We start from the raw sequence: 15,835 nt of genomic DNA on the forward strand, positions 1-15,835 counted from the left end.
CCGTGGCAGGGTGGCTCCGTGGCGCAGGCGGCGCCCATTTTTGGCCTTCAAAGGGCAGACTCTCATGCTTTACCCTCAAGAATTCGATGTGATCGTGGTCGGTGGCGGCCATGCCGGAACCGAAGCGGCGCTGGCCTCTGCCCGCATGGGCTGCAAAACACTCTTGCTCAGCCACAACATCGAGACGCTGGGGCAGATGAGCTGCAACCCGTCCATTGGCGGCATTGGCAAGGGCCACTTGGTCAAAGAAGTCGACGCCTTGGGCGGGGCCATGGCTCTGGCGACCGATGAGGGTGGCATCCAGTTTCGCATCCTCAACAGCTCCAAAGGCCCGGCCGTGCGCGCCACCCGCGCCCAGGCCGACCGCATTTTGTACAAAGCGGCCATCCGCCGCATGCTGGAAAACCAGCCCAATCTGTGGCTGTTCCAGCAGGCCGTGGATGACCTGATGGTGGAGGGCGACCGGGTGGTGGGCGCCGTGACGCAGGTGGGCATCCGTTTCCGTTCGCGCACCGTGGTGCTGACCGCGGGCACATTCCTCGACGGCAAGATCCATGTGGGTTTGCAGAATTATGCGGCGGGCAGGGCGGGTGATCCGCCAGCCGTGAGCTTGTCTTCGCGCCTGAAAGAACTGAAGCTGCCGCAAGGGCGTCTGAAGACCGGCACACCGCCGCGCCTGGATGGCCGCACCATCGATTTCTCCAAGTGTTCCGAGCAGCCCGGCGACGGCGTGCCCGGCGGCATGAACCCTGAGGGTGGGGTGCCGGCGTTCAGTTTCATGGGCAAGGCCGAGATGCACCCGCAGCAGGTGCCGTGCTGGATTACGCACACCAACGAGCGCACGCACGAGATCATCCGCTCGGGCTTTGACCGCAGCCCCATGTTCACCGGCAAAATCGAAGGCGTGGGCCCGCGTTATTGCCCGAGTGTGGAAGACAAGATCAACCGCTTTGCCGACAAGGACAGCCACCAGATTTTTTTGGAGCCCGAAGGCCTGACCACCCACGAGTACTACCCCAACGGCATCTCGACCAGCTTGCCGTTTGACATCCAGTACGAGCTGGTGCGCTCGATGAAGGGCCTGGAAAACTGCCACATCCTCAGGCCCGGCTACGCCATTGAATACGACTACTTTGACCCCCGTTCGCTGAAGAACAGCTTTGAGACGCGCCAGATCAACGGCCTGTTCTTCGCAGGCCAGATCAATGGCACCACCGGTTACGAAGAAGCCGCAGCGCAAGGTTTGTTTGCGGGCATCAACGCAGCGCTGCAATGCCGGGGCGAAGCAGCCTGGACACCTGCTCGCGACCAGGCTTACTTGGGCGTGTTGGTGGACGACTTGGTCACACAAGGCGTGACCGAGCCTTACCGCATGTTCACCAGCCGGGCTGAGTTCCGCCTGCAGCTGCGCGAAGACAATGCCGATGCGCGCCTCACAGAAGTGGGGCGGCAAATGGGTTTGGTGGATGACGCCCGTTGGGACGCCTTCAGCCGCAAGCTCGACGCTGTTTCACGTGAAACAGAACGCCTGAAAGCCACCTGGGTGAACCCGCGCAACCTGCCAGCGGCCGAATCTGAGCGCGTGCTGGGCAAGGCCATAGAACACGAGCACAACCTGTTTGACCTGCTGCGCAGACCGAATGTGAGCTATCCAGCCCTGATGTCATTGGATGGGGGCCGCATGGCCAGCGCCGATGTTTCACGTGAAACCTTGGGCGACTTGAGCCCCTCGGTGATCGAGCAGGTGGAGATCGCCGCCAAGTATTCTGGCTACATCGACCGCCAAAAAGGCGAGGTGGAGCGGGCCGCGTTTTACGAACACCTGCGCCTGCCCGAGAGTCTGGACTACATGCAGGTGTCGGCGCTGTCGATCGAGGCGCGTCAAAAGTTGGCCAAACACCGGCCCGAAACCTTGGGCCAAGCCTCGCGCATCTCGGGCATCACGCCTGCCAGCGTGTCCTTGCTTTTGATTCATCTGAAAAAGGGTGGCTTCAAAGGCTTCATGCAAGCTGCAGAGGAAGGCGTGCAGGCATGAGTGTGAATCTGGAGGCTGGGCTGCGTTCGGGTGCGCAAGCCCTGGGCCTGAGTTTATCAGACGACCAAGTTCAGCGCCTTTTGGGCTACGCGGCCCTCATTCAGAAGTGGAACAAGGTCTACAACCTGACGGCGCTTCGTGAGCCAACCGAGATATTGACGCACCATTTGCTGGACAGCTTGACGGCGGTGACGCCTTTGACCCGGCACACGCAGGGGCAAGCCATTCGGGTTTTGGACGTCGGTTCGGGGGGTGGCTTGCCCGGCGTGGTTTTGGCCATTTGCATGCCCGAGTTGAATGTGAGTTGTGTGGACACGGTGGCCAAAAAAGCCGCCTTTGTGCAGCAAGTGGCGGTGAGCCTGAAGCTGCCCAACTTGCGCGGCCTGCATGCGCGGGTCGAATCCCTGACCGATCCGTACCAGGTTATTTGCGCCAGAGCCTTCGCTTCCTTGCCTGACTTTGTGACCTGGTCGCGTTCGGCCTTGGCAGAAGGCGGCGTCTGGATGGCCATGAAGGGCAAGCACCCGCAGGCGGAAATCGATGCTTTGCCTGCCGACGTGAAGGTGTTTCACGTGGAACCGCTGACGGTTCCGGGGTTGGATGTGGAGCGGCGCATGGTCTGGATGAAGCCCGAAACCGTTTGAATCAATGGGTGTTTCACGTGAAACACCTTGAAAAGAGGCCGCATCAGCGGGTGGCCCATCACTTACACTCGCAACAAACTCCATAGAAAGAAAGCCCATGTTTTTTGGAATTTCCGATTACGGATCCTTTGTCGCTGCGATAGTTTTGTTTTTGGCCATTCCCGGTCCTGGTAATCTGGCCCTGATCACCTCCACCGGCAAGGGCGGAATCGCCGGGGGGCTGGGCGCCACATTGGGCGTGATCGCAGGGGACCAGGTGTTGATGTGGATGGCCGTGGCGGGTGTGGCCACGGTGCTGGCCACTTACCCTGCGGCGTTTGTGGCTGTGCAGTGGGTTGGTGCTTTGTATTTGGCTTGGTTGGGTTGGATGATGTTGAGGGCCAAGCCGGGCGATGCCCCTGTCTTGAACATTCGCCCTCGCCAGTATTTTCAACAAGCGTTTGCCATCACCTTGCTCAACCCCAAGGCGATTGTTTTTTACATGGCATTTTTCCCTTTGTTTGTTGACCCCAGCGTTCATCAGGGCTGGATCAGTTTTGCGGTGATGGCCGCAACCATTGCTTTTCTGACGTTTTTGTATGGTTTGGGCATGACCTTGTTGACATTCCACTTGGCCTCGCGCATGCGTGCAAACCCCCGCGTTGGGCGTTGGCTGGAAAAGCTGGCTGGCATTTTTCTCATTGGTTTTGGCGTCAAGTTGGCCATTTCCAAATAAATTGGACGATTCACCACCATGGCCAAAATCATCTGCATTGCCAACCAAAAAGGCGGCGTCGGCAAAACCACCACCACGGTCAATTTGGCCGCGGGCCTGGCCAAGCTGGGCCAAAGGGTTTTGTTGGTCGATCTGGATCCACAGGGCAATGCCACCATGGGCTCGGGCATCGACAAACGAGAAGTCGAACTCAGTATTTACGACGTCTTGCTTGAGTCGGCATCGGTCCAAGAGTCAGTGGTGAAAGCTGACAAGTGCGGTTACGACGTGTTGAGCGCCAACCGCGAATTGGCCGGTGCCGAGGTCGAGCTGGTTCAGCTGGCCCACCGTGACCAGCGCTTGCGGTCAGCCCTGACTGTGGTCGATACAGACTATGACTTCGTGTTGATCGATTGCCCGCCATCCCTGTCCATGCTCACCCTCAACGGCCTGTGTTCGGCGCATGGCGTGATCGTGCCCATGCAGTGCGAATACTTTGCACTGGAAGGTCTGACGGACCTCGTCAACACCATCAAGCAGGTGCATGCCAACCTGAACAAAGACCTGAAGATCATTGGCCTTCTGCGCGTCATGTTTGACCCCCGCATCACCTTGCAAGTGCAGGTCAGCGATCAGCTCAAGGCGCACTTTGGCAACAAGGTGTTTGACACCGTGATCCCGCGCAATGTTCGCTTGGCCGAAGCGCCCAGCTATGGTTTGCCCGGTGTGGTGTTTGACCCGTCGGCCAAGGGCAGTCAAGCCTATGTCGAGTTCGCTCGTGAGTTGGTGCAGCGCGCACCATCGCTCTGAATGGCCGCCACGGTGTTGATCTTGCCCGGCTGGCAGGGCAGTGGCCCCGAGCATTGGCAAATGCGCTGGGCGCATCTGCATGCTTACAACGTGGTCGAGCAAAACGATTGGTTCAACCCGCTGCGAGGGGACTGGATGGCGCGTTTGGACGAGGCCGTCATCGATGCGCCAGGCCGTGTGGTGTTTGCTGCACACAGTTTGGGCTGTATCTTGGTGGCGGCTTGGGCGGCGGTGTCGCGGCACACCGAACGCGTGCAAGGGGCGTTGCTGGTGGCGCCAGGCGACACCGAAGTGCCCCACATGCGGGACCGTCTGCCTGGTTGGTCACCGGTGGTGCGCCAGCGTTTGCCCTTTCCAAGCGTGCTGGTGGGCAGCTTGGACGACCCTTATTGTTCGTCAGAACGTGCTCAAGGCCTGGCCCGAGACTGGGGTGCGCAGTGGTTGAGCCTGGGCGCAGCGGGGCACATCAATGCCGAATCTTTTTTGGGCGATTGGCCGCAAGGCCATGCCCTTTTGCAAACACTCTTGAAGGATTGATCATGGTCACCAAAAAACCCAAAGGTCTTGGCCGAGGACTCGAAGCCCTGTTGGGCCCGACGGTCGAAGACGCACCGGACACGGCGTCTTATGCCGAAAGTGGCTTGCCTAGCCAACTCAAGTTGGACCAAATGGTGCCCGGCATGTACCAGCCGCGCACCCGCATGGACGAAGGCGCTTTGTACGAGTTGGCCGAATCCATCAAGGCCCAAGGCATCATGCAGCCGATCTTGGTGCGCCAGTTGAAGGACGGTGCGCAAGCGGGCAAGTACGAGATCATCGCGGGCGAGCGGCGTTTCAGGGCCAGCAAGTTGGCCGGCCTGGAGAGCGTGCCGGTGCTGGTGCGCGATGTGCCCAACGAGGCTGCCGCGGCCATGGCCTTGATTGAGAACATTCAGCGCGAAGACCTCAACCCACTGGAAGAGGCCCAAGGCTTGCAGCGTCTGATCAAAGAGTTTGGGCTCACTCACGAAGCCGCTGCGCAGGCCGTTGGCCGCTCACGCAGCGCGGGCAGTAACTTGCTGCGTTTGCTGAATTTGGCAGAACCGGTGCAAAGCATGTTGATGGCGGGCGATCTGGACATGGGCCATGCCCGTGCGCTCTTGTCTCTGGACAAGGCGGCGCAAATCACGGCGGCCAATCAGATTGCGGCCAAAAAAATGTCGGTGCGCGAAGCCGAGAGCCTGGCTAAAAAGCTCGGCGCCGAATTCAACCTGGTCACGCAAAAACCCAAAAAGGAAAAGTCCCGAGACATTCGCCGCATTGAAGAGGAGTTGTCCGATTTGTTGATGGCTGAGGTGGAAGTGCGTGTCAAGAAACGCGTCAAACGCATGGGCCGGATAGAGGAGATGGGTGAGTTGAGCATTCAGTTTGGGTCGGTCGACGAACTCAATGGCCTGATCGACAAATTGCGCGGATAAACCGCCAAAGCCTGCGAAGATGATCTCGATTCTGGCTTTTTATCTCGCGGCGGCGAGCCTGACTTCCCTGTCGTTTTATTTCATGCGCTGGATTGCGGCCACCCAAAAACTGCGTCAAGAGTGGCCAGAACCTGTTTGTCACGTTCCGGTGGAGCGCTTGTTGTTGGCCAAAGGCGGTGCCGCATGAGAGGCCTTTGGCGCGACTTTTCGGTGTCCACTGGGGTGGCTGGTTTTGTGGCGGTGTTGGTGGGTTTCACCAGTTCTGCCGCGATTGTTTTTTCAGCGGCGCAAGCTTTGGGTGCCAGCGAAGCACAAATGGTGTCCTGGATGTGGGCCTTGGGTCTCGGCATGGGCGTCACCAGTTTGGGTCTGAGCCTGTGGTACCGACGGCCGGTGTTGACCGCGTGGTCTACACCCGGTGCCGCGGTGTTGGCCGTCAGTCAGGGCGTGAGCTTGTCCGAGGCCACGGGGGCATTCATCGTTTGTGCGCTCTTGATCATGGTGGTCGGCTACAGCGGCTGGTTTGAACGCCTGATGTCCAAAATTCCACTGGCGCTGGCCAGCGCTTTGTTGGCCGGGGTGTTGGCGCGTTTTGCTTTGGACGCCGTGGGGGCCGTGGCGCATGCGCCTGTGTTGGTGCTGGCCATGACCCTGAGTTATCTGCTGGGTCGGCGTTGGTGGCCGCGCTGGTCGGTGCCGGTGGTCTTGCTGGTGGGCATGGTGGTGGCGGCACTGCAAGGCCAGCTGCACCTGTCCAGCGTGGCCTGGACTTGGGCTGTACCTGTGTGGGTGAGCCCCACATGGAGCTGGGCGGCCTTGGTCAGCGTGGCCCTGCCGCTGTTTGTGGTGACCATGGCTTCGCAAAATCTGCCGGGTGTGGCGGCGCAGCGCGCTTCCGGTTATGACATTCCGATCTCTCCCGTGGTGGGGGCGACCGGTTTGGCCAGCCTGGTCTTGGCCCCATTTGGCGGTTATGCCCTCAATTTGGCGGCCATCACGGCGGCGATCTGCATGGGCAAAGAGGCGCACCCTGACCCCAGCCGCCGGTACACGGCATCGGCGGCGGCGGGCTTGTTGTACATCGCTTTGGGCCTGGCGGGCGGCACCATCGTCAGTCTGATGGCCGCGTTTCCCCAGGCACTGGTGTTGGCTGTGGCCGGATTGGCTTTGCTGGGCACCATGGCCTCGGGTTTGGCGGTGGCCGTCAAAGACGAGCAGCACCGTGAAGCTGCCTTGCTCACCTTTTTGGTCACGCTGTCGGGTGTGACGGTGGCCGGCGTGGGCTCGGCTTTTTGGGGTGTGGTGGTGGGGGCTCTGGCGCAGTGGCTGTGGACACGGCGTCAAACGGCCTCACATTGAAAAAATCTTCCCCGGATTCATGATGTTGTGCGGGTCCAGCGCCCGCTTGATGGTGCGCATCATGTCCACCGCGCCTTCACCGGTTTCGGTGCGCAAGAAGTCCATTTTGTGCAAACCAATGCCGTGCTCGCCCGTGCAGGTGCCGCCCAAACGCAGGGCGCGGCTGACCAGTTGCTGGTTCAAGGCTTCGGCGGTTTCGCACTCTTGGGGGTTGTTGGGGTCGATCAAATAGCCGAAGTGGAAGTTGCCGTCGCCCACGTGGCCGACCAAAAAGTAGGGCAGGCCGCTGGCGTCGGTTTCGGTGATGGAGTCGAGCAGGCAATCGGCCAGGCGGCTGATCGGCACGCAGGTGTCGGTGCTGATGGCGCGGCAGCCGGGTTTGCTCTGGATGGCCGCAAAGTAGGCGTTGTGCCGTGCGGTCCACAGGCGGGTGCGCTCTTCGGGCGTGGTGGCCCATTCAAACGAATTGCCGCCAAATTCGCTGGCAATTTCTTGCACGGTTTCGGCTTGTTCTTTCACGCCTGCGGGTGAGCCGTGGAACTCCATCAGCAGCATGGGCTCTTCGCGCAGGCCCAGTTTGGCGTAGGCGTTGACCATGCGAATGCTGTTGTGGTCCAGCAATTCCACTCGCGCGATCGGCACGCCCAGCTGGATGGTCTGGATCACGGTGTGCACCGCCGCCTCGATGCTGGGGAAGGAGCAGATCGCGGCCGAGATGGCCTCGGGCAAGGGATAGAGGCGCACGGTGACTTCGGTGATCACGCCCAGCGTGCCTTCGCTGCCCACCATCAGGCGCGTCAGGTCGTAACCTGCGCTGGATTTTTTGGCGCGGGTGCCGGTGCGGATGATCTCGCCCGACGATGTGACCACTTCCATGGCCAGCACGTTTTCGCGCATGGTGCCGTAGCGCACCGCGTTGGTGCCGCTGGCACGTGTTGCGCTCATGCCGCCAATGGTGGCGTCTGCGCCGGGGTCGATCGGGAAGAACAAGCCGGTGGACTTGATCTCTTCATTGAGCTGCTTGCGCGTCACGCCTGGCTGCACCGTCACCGTCAGGTCTTCGGCGTTGATGGACAGCACTTTGTTCATGCGTGTCAGGTCGATGCTGATGCCGCCTTGCACCGCCAGCAAATGGCCTTCGAGCGAAGAACCCACGCCAAATGGGATGACTGGCACCTTGTGCTCGGCACACAGTGTCACCGCGTCGGCCACATCCTGCGTGTTTTCGGCAAACACGACGGCGGCTGGGGGCGGCACATGGGTGAAGGCCGACTCGTCGCGGCCGTGCTGCTCGCGCACCACCAGCGCCGTGGAGCAGTTGGTGCCAAAGCGGGCTTTCAGGGCCGTCAAAAAAGCTTCCGGTACGGCGCGTTGCGCAACTTCAGGGGCCAGATGGGCGACAGGGGTGGGGGCGTTCATAGGGTGTCTCCAGTGGTGGCGGGCCAAATCCGCCAGACATGCAGAACAGCAGTTTACACCCCAAACAATGGCCTTGCTGTCCACTGTCAGACAAGCTGCAGCCAGTTGGCCGACAATCGTAGCTCTATGTAGGAGCCCACCCCCGTGGGCGATTTTCCCGATCCTGCACACTTGAGCGAACCAAAAAGAGAGCCAAACCATGGGCAACCGACTCACACAAATCGCCACCCGCACCGGGGACAACGGCACCACCGGCCTGGGCAACAACCAGCGCGTGTCCAAAAACAGCTTGCGTGTCCACGCCATGGGCGAGGTGGATGAGCTCAATTCCCACATCGGACTGCTGCTGTGCGAGGACATGCCCACCGACGTGCGCGATGTGTTGGTCGAGGTGCAGCACCAGCTGTTCAATCTGGGCGGTGAGCTGTCGATCCCCGGCTTTGAATTGCTCAAAGAAGAAGCCGTGGCGGCCCTGGACGATGCCCTTGAAACCTACAACGCCCAGCTGCCCAAGCTCGAAGAGTTCATCTTGCCCGCAGGCACACGCGGCGCGTCGCAGGCCCATGTGTGCCGAACCGTCGCGCGGCGGGCCGAACGCGCTTGTGTGGCCTTGGGCAACGAAGAGGCCATCAACGAAACCCCGCGCCAATACCTCAACCGCTTGTCCGACCTGATGTTTGTGCTGGCCCGGGTGCTTAACCGCATGAATGGCGGCGATGACGTGTACTGGAAGAGTGCACGCATGCAAAAAGACCCGGCAGTTTGAAAGTTCGGGGGCTGTCACCTAGGCGCATGTTTCAGGGTTGATGCGCGTGACAGCGGGGCATGGCCGCTGATACGCTGCAACGCATGAATACCGCGACACGATCCCCCGATTTGGCTCCCTACTTGCCCCAGATCAGGCTGTACCAAAACTGGCTGCGCGACGAACGCGGCCTGAGCTTTGCCACTTATAACGCGCTGTGGCGTTGGTCGGTGACCGAGCTGGATGCCTTCTGGCAAAGCATCTGGGATTACTTTGACTTCCAGTCGCCCACGCCGCACACGGCGGTGCTGGCCAACAACGTCATGCCGGGGGCCAAGTGGTTCCCTGGGGCCCAGACCAATTACGCGCACCAGGTGTTGCGCCATGTGCAGCCCGCTCACGAGGCGGGGTTTTTGGCCGTCATCAGCCACAACGAAAAAGGCCTGCGTCGCGAGATGAGTTGGCCCGAGCTGCGCCGTCAAGTGGCGGCCATGGCTTTGCACCTGCAAGCCCAAGGCGTCAAGCCCGGTGACCGGGTGGCGGCCTACATGCCCAATATCCCTGAGGCGATGGTGGCGTTTTTGGCCACCGCCAGCGTGGGCGGGGTGTGGAGCATTTGCGCCCCGGACATGGGCACCAATGCCGTGCTCGACCGTTTCAAACAGATCGAACCCAAGGTACTGATCGCGGTGGATGGGGTGAGCTATGGCGGGCGCGACTTTGATCGCATGGGCGTGGTGCAGGAATTGCGCGACGCGCTGCCCAGTGTGCAGCACGTCATCGTTCACGACAACCTGGGCACACTGGATCTGACCAACTGCGATGTGGGTGCCAGCGTGCAGATGTCGACCATCACCGCGCGTGACGATGCCGATGTGCAGGCCTTTGAGCCCATGTGGCTGGCCTTTGACCACCCTTTGTGGATTGTGTATTCGAGCGGCACCACCGGCCTGCCCAAGCCCATCGTGCACGGCCATGGCGGCACCGTGATCGTGGCCTTGGCCAACAAGATCTTGCACAACGACATTGGCTGCAGCTACCACCCCAACAGCTGGGGCGAGCGCTTTCATTGGTACAGCTCCACCGGCTGGGTCATGTGGAACGCACAGGTGGCCGGCCTGCTCAACGGTGTGACCTGCGTGATTTATGACGGCAACCCCGGCGGCAGCAAAGACAAGCCGGACTGGGGCATTTTGTGGCGCATGGCGGCTGAAGAAAAGGTCACGTTCTTTGGTGCGGGTGCGGCTTTTTTTGCCAACTGCCAAAAGGCCGGTGTGGACATTGCGCGCTGTGGCGATTTGACGCGGGTGCGGGCTTTGGGCACCACGGGTTCGCCCTTGTCGCCCGAAACCCAAACTTGGGGCGTCGATCAATTCAAGGCCATCGGTACCGATATCTGGTGGTGCAACATCTCAGGTGGCACCGACTTTGCGGGCGCCTTTGTGGGCGGCCACCGCGAGCTGCCGCAAGAGGCGGGCGTGATGCAGTGCCGCGAACTGGGTTGCGCGGTCGAGGCCTGGAACGAAGCGGGCGAACCGGTGCTGGGCGAAGTGGGTGAGTTGGTCTGCACCCAGCCCATTCCGTCCATGCCGCTGTACTTCTGGAACGACAAGGACAACGCCCGCTACCTCGCCAGCTATTTCGAGATGTACCCCGCAGGCCACGGCCGCATGCCCGGTGGCGGCGACGGCCCGGCCAGCATGGGCGGCGTCTGGCGACACGGTGACTGGCTGCGCATCGGCAACGCGCAAGGCGAGGGTGAAGGCTGCGTGATCTTTGGCCGCAGCGACGCCACCATCAACCGCTACGGCCTGCGCATGGGCACCAGCGAGCTGTACAGCGCCGTCGAAGCCCTGCCCGAAGTCATGGACTCGATGGTGGTGGACCTGGAGTACCTGGGCAAGGAAAGCTACATGCCCTTGTTTGTGGTGCTGCGCCCGGGCACCATCTTGGATGACGCGCTCCAAGTCAAGCTCAACAACGCCATCAAGGTGGCGCTCAGCCCGCGTTTCATCCCCAACGACATCTTCCAAGTGGCCGAGATCCCGCGCACCCTGTCCGGCAAAAAGCAGGAACTGCCGATCAAGAAGCTCATGCTGGGCCAGCCGCTGGAAAAGGTGGTCAACAAAGACGCCATGGCCAACCCGGGGTGCCTGGATTGGTATGTGGACCTGGCCAAGCGGCATTTGTCCAAGGTCTAAAAAAACGGCGTGCCCACTTGCGCGTGCACGCCGTTTGTTTTGAGCAGAACCCGAAATCAGTTCTTGTGCAACTCCGCATTCAACTCGCCCCAGCTCTTGTTGCGCGGGATGGCGTGCAATGCGCCCGACTGTGAATCGCGGCGGAACAGGATGCCGTTTTTGCCAGACAGCTCTTTGGCCTTCATGACCGAGCCATCGGGCATTTGCACGCGGCTGCCGCCGGTGATGTAGCAACCGGCTTCGACGATGCAGTCGTCGCCCAGCGAGATGCCGATGCCGGCGTTGGCACCCAGCAAGCAGCGCTTGCCGACCTTGATGACTTCTTTGCCACCACCTGACAGCGTGCCCATGATGGACGCGCCGCCGCCGATGTCGCTGGCGTCATCCACCACCACGCCCGCGCTGATGCGGCCTTCGACCATGCTGGCGCCCAAGGTGCCTGCGTTGAAGTTGCAAAAGCCTTCGTGCATGACGGTGGTGCCGCTGGCCAGGTGCGCGCCCAGGCGCACGCGATCGGCGTTGGCAATGCGCACGCCGGACGGGATCACGTAGTCGGTCATTTGGGGGAACTTGTCCAGGCCCTTGATTTCCAGTACGCGGCCGGTCCCACGGGCCTTCAGGCGGGCGGCGGGCACATCGGCCAGCGCGCAGGGGCCAAAGTTGGTCCAAGCCACGTTGGGCAGCAGGCCAAAGATGCCGGTCACGTTGGCACCGTGCGGCAACACCAAGCGGTGGCTCAGCAGGTGCAGGCGCAGGTAGGCGTCGTGTGTGTCGGCGGGTGCGTCAGCCAGGCTTTTGATCTCGGTGCGCACGGCCACCACGGTGGCGTTGCGCACGCTGCAGGCCACCAGGGCTTGGGCCACCTCAGCGCCCAGAGCGGCGACGGCTTCGGCCTGGGTCAGCCGGGTGCTGCCGCTGGCGGCCACGTCGGCGGCCAGTTCGGGGGCGGGGAACCAAGTGTCCAGCACAGTGCCGTCAGCGGCGATGGTGGCGAGGCCCGTGGCGCGTGCGCCGGTGGTTTGGAATGTGCTCATGGGGTTTTCTCCGTAGCGAATACTCAAAAGCATGGATTATCGTGGATGGGGTCCATTACACAGGCCCTGACCAAGCCCATTGCATGGGGGCTGTCCCCCCTTTGCGCAGCACAAACCCCCTCTTTTGCAAAGACAGACGGCCCCACGGCCCCGACTCGGCGAAGATCGACCCCATGAACACCTCCACCACCTTAGACGCGACCCAAGTCGCGCACCTGCGCAACTGGGAAGGCCGCAGTGAAACATTGAGCGATGAGATCGTGGCCGCCCCGTTGCGTGGCCAAAGTGCCTTGCTGGACCGCGATGACGCCCGCCAAACCGCAAGCAGCGACGTGCCCCCGCTGTGGCATTGGCTGTACTTTTTGCCGCAAGCCCCACAAAGCCAGATCGGGCCCGACGGCCACCCCTTGCGCGGGGGCTTTTTGCCGCCCGTGCCCTTGCCCAGGCGCATGTGGGCTGGCGGCCGCTTGCAGTGGCAAACCAACAACCCACTGCGTGTGGGCGACGCAGCACAAAAGCATTCGCGCATCGCTTCGGTCAAACACAAGTCCGGCCGCACGGGCGACCTGTTGTTTGTCGAAGTCGAGCACGCTTTCAGCAACGCCCAAGGCCTGTGCCTGACCGAAACCCACGACATCGTGTACCGCGCTGCGGCCGTGCCGGGTGCGCCCGAAGTGCCACCCACCGCCGCCGATACCGACGCCCCTTGGCAGCGCGAGTTTGTGCCCGACCCGGTGTCGTTGTTCCGCTATTCGGCGCTCACCTTCAATGGCCACCGCATCCACTACGACCGCAGCTACGTCACACAAGAAGAAGGCTACCCCGGCCTCATCGTGCACGGCCCATTGATCGCCACCTTGTTGGTGGACCTGGTGCGCAGGCAAGTGCCCGGTGCGCGCTTGGCATCGTTTCAGTTCCGCGCCGTGCGCCCCACCTTTGACCTGCACCCTTTCCGCCTGAATGGCCGACCCTCTGCCGATGGAAAAACCATTGACCTGTGGGCTTGCGACCACGAAGGCTGGCTCACCATGCAAGCGCAAGCCACCGTGGCCTGAAACTTTTCACCGACACAAAACCCATGCACACCTCACCCGATCAATACCAAGACATCCGCGACGCCGTGCGTGCCCTGTGCGCTCAGTTCCCTGACGAGTACCACCGCAAGGTCGACGAAAAACGCGGCTACCCCGAAGAGTTTGTCGACGCCCTCACCAAAGCCGGTTGGATGGCCGCGCTGATCCCGCAGGAATACGGTGGCTCGGGCCTGTCCATGGCCGAGGCCTCGGTCATCATGGAAGAGATCAACCGCTCGGGCGGCAACTCCGGCGCTTGCCACGGCCAGATGTACGTGATGAATTCCATCGTGCGCAGCGGGTCTGAGGCCCAGAAAAACACGCTCTTGCCCAAGATCGCCACGGGCGAGTTGCGCATCCAGTCCATGGGCGTGACCGAGCCCACCACGGGCAGCGACACGACCAAGCTCAAAACCACCGCCGTCAAAAAAGACGGCCGCTGGGTGATCAACGGCCAAAAGGTCTGGATCTCGCGCATCCAGCACAGCGATCTGATGATCTTGCTGGCCCGCACCACGCCCGCCGACCAGGTCACCAAGCGCTCCGAGGGCCTGTCTTGCTTCTTGATCGACCTGAAGCAAGCCATTGGCAATGGCCTCACGGTGCGCCCCATCTTGAACATGGTCAACCACGAGACCAACGAGCTGTTTTTTGACAACCTCGAAATCCCCGAAGACGCGCTCTTGGGCGAAGAAGGCAAAGGCTTCAAGACCTTGCTCGACGGCCTGAACGCCGAGCGCGTGCTGATCGCGGCCGAGTGCATTGGCGATGGTTACTGGTTCATCGACCGCGCTACCAAATACGCCAAAGACCGTGTGGTGTTCGGCCGCCCGATTGGCCAAAACCAAGGCGTGCAGTTCCCAATTGCCGACGCCTTCATTGAACTCGAAGCCGCCAACCTGATGCGCTGGAAAGCCTGCGAAAAAATCGACGCGATGCAAAACGCTGGAGCCGAAGCCAACATGGCCAAGTACCTCGCGGCCAAGGCCAGCTGGGAAGCAGCCAACGTCTGCCTGCAAACGCACGGTGGCTTTGGCTTTGCGTGTGAATACGACATCGAGCGCAAGTTCCGCGAGACGCGCTTGTACCAGGTGGCCCCGGTCTCGACCAACATGATCTTCAGCTACGTGGCCGAGCACATCCTCGGCTTGCCCCGTTCCTTCTGACACTTCCGATATGACTGCGCCAAGACCTCTGGACGGCATCACCGTCGTCTCGCTCGAACACGCGATTGCCGCGCCCTTTTGCACTCGTCAACTGGCGGACTTGGGTGCCCGCGTCATCAAGATCGAGCGCCCCGGTGCGGGTGATTTCGCGCGGGCCTATGACACGCGGGTGCGCGGCCAATCCTCGCACTTTGTGTGGACCAACCGCTCCAAAGAGAGCCTCACGCTCGACCTTAAAAACCCCGACGCCATGGCCGTGCTGAGCAGCTTGTTGCAAAGTGCCGATGTGCTGGTGCAAAACCTCGCGCCTGGTGCGGCCGCGCGCATGGGTTTGTCGTTCGAGGCACTCAGCCCCAAGCACCCGAAGTTGATCGTGTGCGACATCTCGGGCTACGGCGAAGATGGCCCCTACCGCGATAAAAAAGCCTACGACCTCTTGATCCAGAGCGAGGCGGGCATGCTGTCGATCACCGGCACGCCCGAAGACCCGTCCAAAACCGGCAACTCGATCGCCGACATCGCGGCCGGCATGTACGCCTACAGCAACATCCTGTCAGCCCTGCTGCTGCGCGGCAAGACCGGTCAGGGCAGCCACATCGACGTGTCCATGCTCGAAGCGCTGGCCGAGTGGATGGGCTACCCGCTGTACTACGCGCACGACGGCGCCACCCCGCCGCCGCGCAGCGCCGCCTCGCACGCCAGCATCTACCCCTATGGCCCGTTTGCGGCGGGTGACGGTGGCACCGTGATGCTGGGCCTGCAAAACGAGCGCGAGTGGAAAGTCTTTTGTGACGTGGTGTTGGGCGACGCCGCACTGGCCAAGGATCCGCGCTTTTGCACCAATGCCTTGCGCAGCGAGAACCGTGCGCAGCTCAAGCAACTCATCGTGAGCATGTTCGCCCGCATGAGCACGCCAGAGGTCGAGGCGCGGCTGGACCAGGCGCAAATCGCCAACGCCCGCATGAACGACATGGCGGGTGTTTGGGCGCACCCGCAACTCAAGGCGCGCGAGCGCTGGCACAGCGTGGGCTCGCCTGCAGGCGACATCCCCGCCTTGTTGCCGCCCGGACGCAACAACCGTTACGACTACCGCATGGACCCCGTGCCCGCCGTGGGCGAGCACACCGAGGCCATCTTGCGCGAGCTGGGTCTGGACGATGCGGCGGTGCAAGCCCTGCGCACGAACAAAGCCATCTGA

General features: G+C 61.7%; 15 protein-coding genes. 13 read left to right on the forward strand and 2 right to left on the reverse strand.

Annotation, left to right across the window (positions count from 1 at the left end; translation table 11 throughout):
• The first annotated feature begins 64 nt into the window (after nucleotides 1-64).
• The 8 genes from mnmG (at nucleotide 65) to ABWQ00_RS03765 (ending at nucleotide 6,999) form a co-directional block, all read left to right on the forward strand.
• Nucleotides 65-2,035, forward strand: a complete 1,971-nt coding sequence (mnmG, locus tag ABWQ00_RS03730) for a tRNA uridine-5-carboxymethylaminomethyl(34) synthesis enzyme MnmG (RefSeq protein WP_353237326.1) — start codon at nucleotides 65-67, stop codon at nucleotides 2,033-2,035.
• Complete coding sequence (gene rsmG, locus ABWQ00_RS03735; protein ID WP_353237327.1) at nucleotides 2,032-2,679, forward strand: 16S rRNA (guanine(527)-N(7))-methyltransferase RsmG; 648 nt, start codon at nucleotides 2,032-2,034, stop codon at nucleotides 2,677-2,679. The genes mnmG and rsmG overlap by 4 nt, the downstream gene beginning before the upstream one ends.
• 97 nt (nucleotides 2,680-2,776) lie before the next feature.
• Complete coding sequence (locus tag ABWQ00_RS03740) at nucleotides 2,777-3,394, forward strand: LysE family translocator (protein ID WP_353237328.1); 618 nt, start codon at nucleotides 2,777-2,779, stop codon at nucleotides 3,392-3,394.
• Between the two features lie 18 nt (nucleotides 3,395-3,412).
• Nucleotides 3,413-4,183 carry a ParA family protein gene (locus ABWQ00_RS03745; RefSeq protein WP_353237329.1) on the forward strand — a complete coding sequence of 257 codons (771 nt, stop codon included), beginning with the start codon at nucleotides 3,413-3,415 and terminating at the stop codon, nucleotides 4,181-4,183.
• Nucleotides 4,184-4,720 carry an RBBP9/YdeN family alpha/beta hydrolase gene (locus ABWQ00_RS03750; protein WP_353237330.1) on the forward strand — a complete coding sequence of 179 codons (537 nt, stop codon included), beginning with the start codon at nucleotides 4,184-4,186 and terminating at the stop codon, nucleotides 4,718-4,720.
• Nucleotides 4,721-4,722: 2 nt separating this feature from the next.
• Entirely contained in the window at nucleotides 4,723-5,640 is a 918-nt protein-coding gene (locus tag ABWQ00_RS03755; RefSeq protein ID WP_353237331.1) for a ParB/RepB/Spo0J family partition protein, read from the forward strand.
• Between the two features lie 19 nt (nucleotides 5,641-5,659).
• Complete coding sequence (locus ABWQ00_RS03760; RefSeq protein ID WP_353237332.1) at nucleotides 5,660-5,827, forward strand: hypothetical protein; 168 nt, start codon at nucleotides 5,660-5,662, stop codon at nucleotides 5,825-5,827.
• On the forward strand, nucleotides 5,824-6,999 hold the full coding sequence (locus ABWQ00_RS03765; RefSeq protein WP_353237333.1) for a benzoate/H(+) symporter BenE family transporter: 1,176 nt from the start codon (nucleotides 5,824-5,826) through the stop codon (nucleotides 6,997-6,999). The genes ABWQ00_RS03760 and ABWQ00_RS03765 overlap by 4 nt, the downstream gene beginning before the upstream one ends.
• Here ABWQ00_RS03765 and ABWQ00_RS03770 read toward each other — a convergent pair.
• The gene (locus ABWQ00_RS03770; protein WP_353237334.1) at nucleotides 6,991-8,418 is read right to left on the reverse strand and encodes an FAD-binding oxidoreductase; all 1,428 of its coding nucleotides are present in this window, start codon (nucleotides 8,416-8,418) and stop codon (nucleotides 6,991-6,993) included. The genes ABWQ00_RS03765 and ABWQ00_RS03770 overlap by 9 nt on opposite strands.
• A gap of 199 nt (nucleotides 8,419-8,617) precedes the next feature.
• Between ABWQ00_RS03770 and ABWQ00_RS03775 the strand changes: the two genes are divergently transcribed.
• Together ABWQ00_RS03775 and ABWQ00_RS03780 are read left to right on the forward strand one after the other, a co-directional pair.
• The gene (locus ABWQ00_RS03775; protein WP_353237335.1) at nucleotides 8,618-9,184 is read left to right on the forward strand and encodes a cob(I)yrinic acid a,c-diamide adenosyltransferase; all 567 of its coding nucleotides are present in this window, start codon (nucleotides 8,618-8,620) and stop codon (nucleotides 9,182-9,184) included.
• Nucleotides 9,185-9,243: 59 nt separating this feature from the next.
• Nucleotides 9,244-11,364 (forward strand): acetoacetate--CoA ligase, encoded by a 2,121-nt coding sequence (locus tag ABWQ00_RS03780; RefSeq protein ID WP_353237336.1) that lies wholly within the window; start codon nucleotides 9,244-9,246, stop codon nucleotides 11,362-11,364.
• Between the two features lie 56 nt (nucleotides 11,365-11,420).
• On the opposite strand, the gene dapD is transcribed toward ABWQ00_RS03780, so the two are convergent.
• Nucleotides 11,421-12,398, reverse strand: coding sequence for a 2,3,4,5-tetrahydropyridine-2,6-dicarboxylate N-succinyltransferase (dapD, locus tag ABWQ00_RS03785; RefSeq protein WP_353237337.1), 978 nt, complete (start codon nucleotides 12,396-12,398; stop codon nucleotides 11,421-11,423).
• Between the two features lie 173 nt (nucleotides 12,399-12,571).
• Here dapD and ABWQ00_RS03790 point away from each other — a divergent pair, with 173 nt between their 5' ends.
• From ABWQ00_RS03790 to ABWQ00_RS03800, 3 genes are read left to right on the forward strand one after another with little or no spacing between them, the layout of a single operon-like run.
• Nucleotides 12,572-13,453 carry an HTD2 family dehydratase gene (locus ABWQ00_RS03790; RefSeq protein WP_353237338.1) on the forward strand — a complete coding sequence of 294 codons (882 nt, stop codon included), beginning with the start codon at nucleotides 12,572-12,574 and terminating at the stop codon, nucleotides 13,451-13,453.
• Between the two features lie 23 nt (nucleotides 13,454-13,476).
• Entirely contained in the window at nucleotides 13,477-14,637 is a 1,161-nt protein-coding gene (locus tag ABWQ00_RS03795) for an acyl-CoA dehydrogenase family protein (RefSeq protein WP_353237339.1), read from the forward strand.
• Between the two features lie 10 nt (nucleotides 14,638-14,647).
• On the forward strand, nucleotides 14,648-15,835 hold the full coding sequence (locus ABWQ00_RS03800) for a CaiB/BaiF CoA transferase family protein (RefSeq protein WP_353237340.1): 1,188 nt from the start codon (nucleotides 14,648-14,650) through the stop codon (nucleotides 15,833-15,835).

Origin of the sequence: Limnohabitans sp., assembly GCF_040400975.1 — a bacterium.
Taxonomy (GTDB): Bacteria; Pseudomonadota; Gammaproteobacteria; order Burkholderiales; family Burkholderiaceae_C; genus Limnohabitans_A.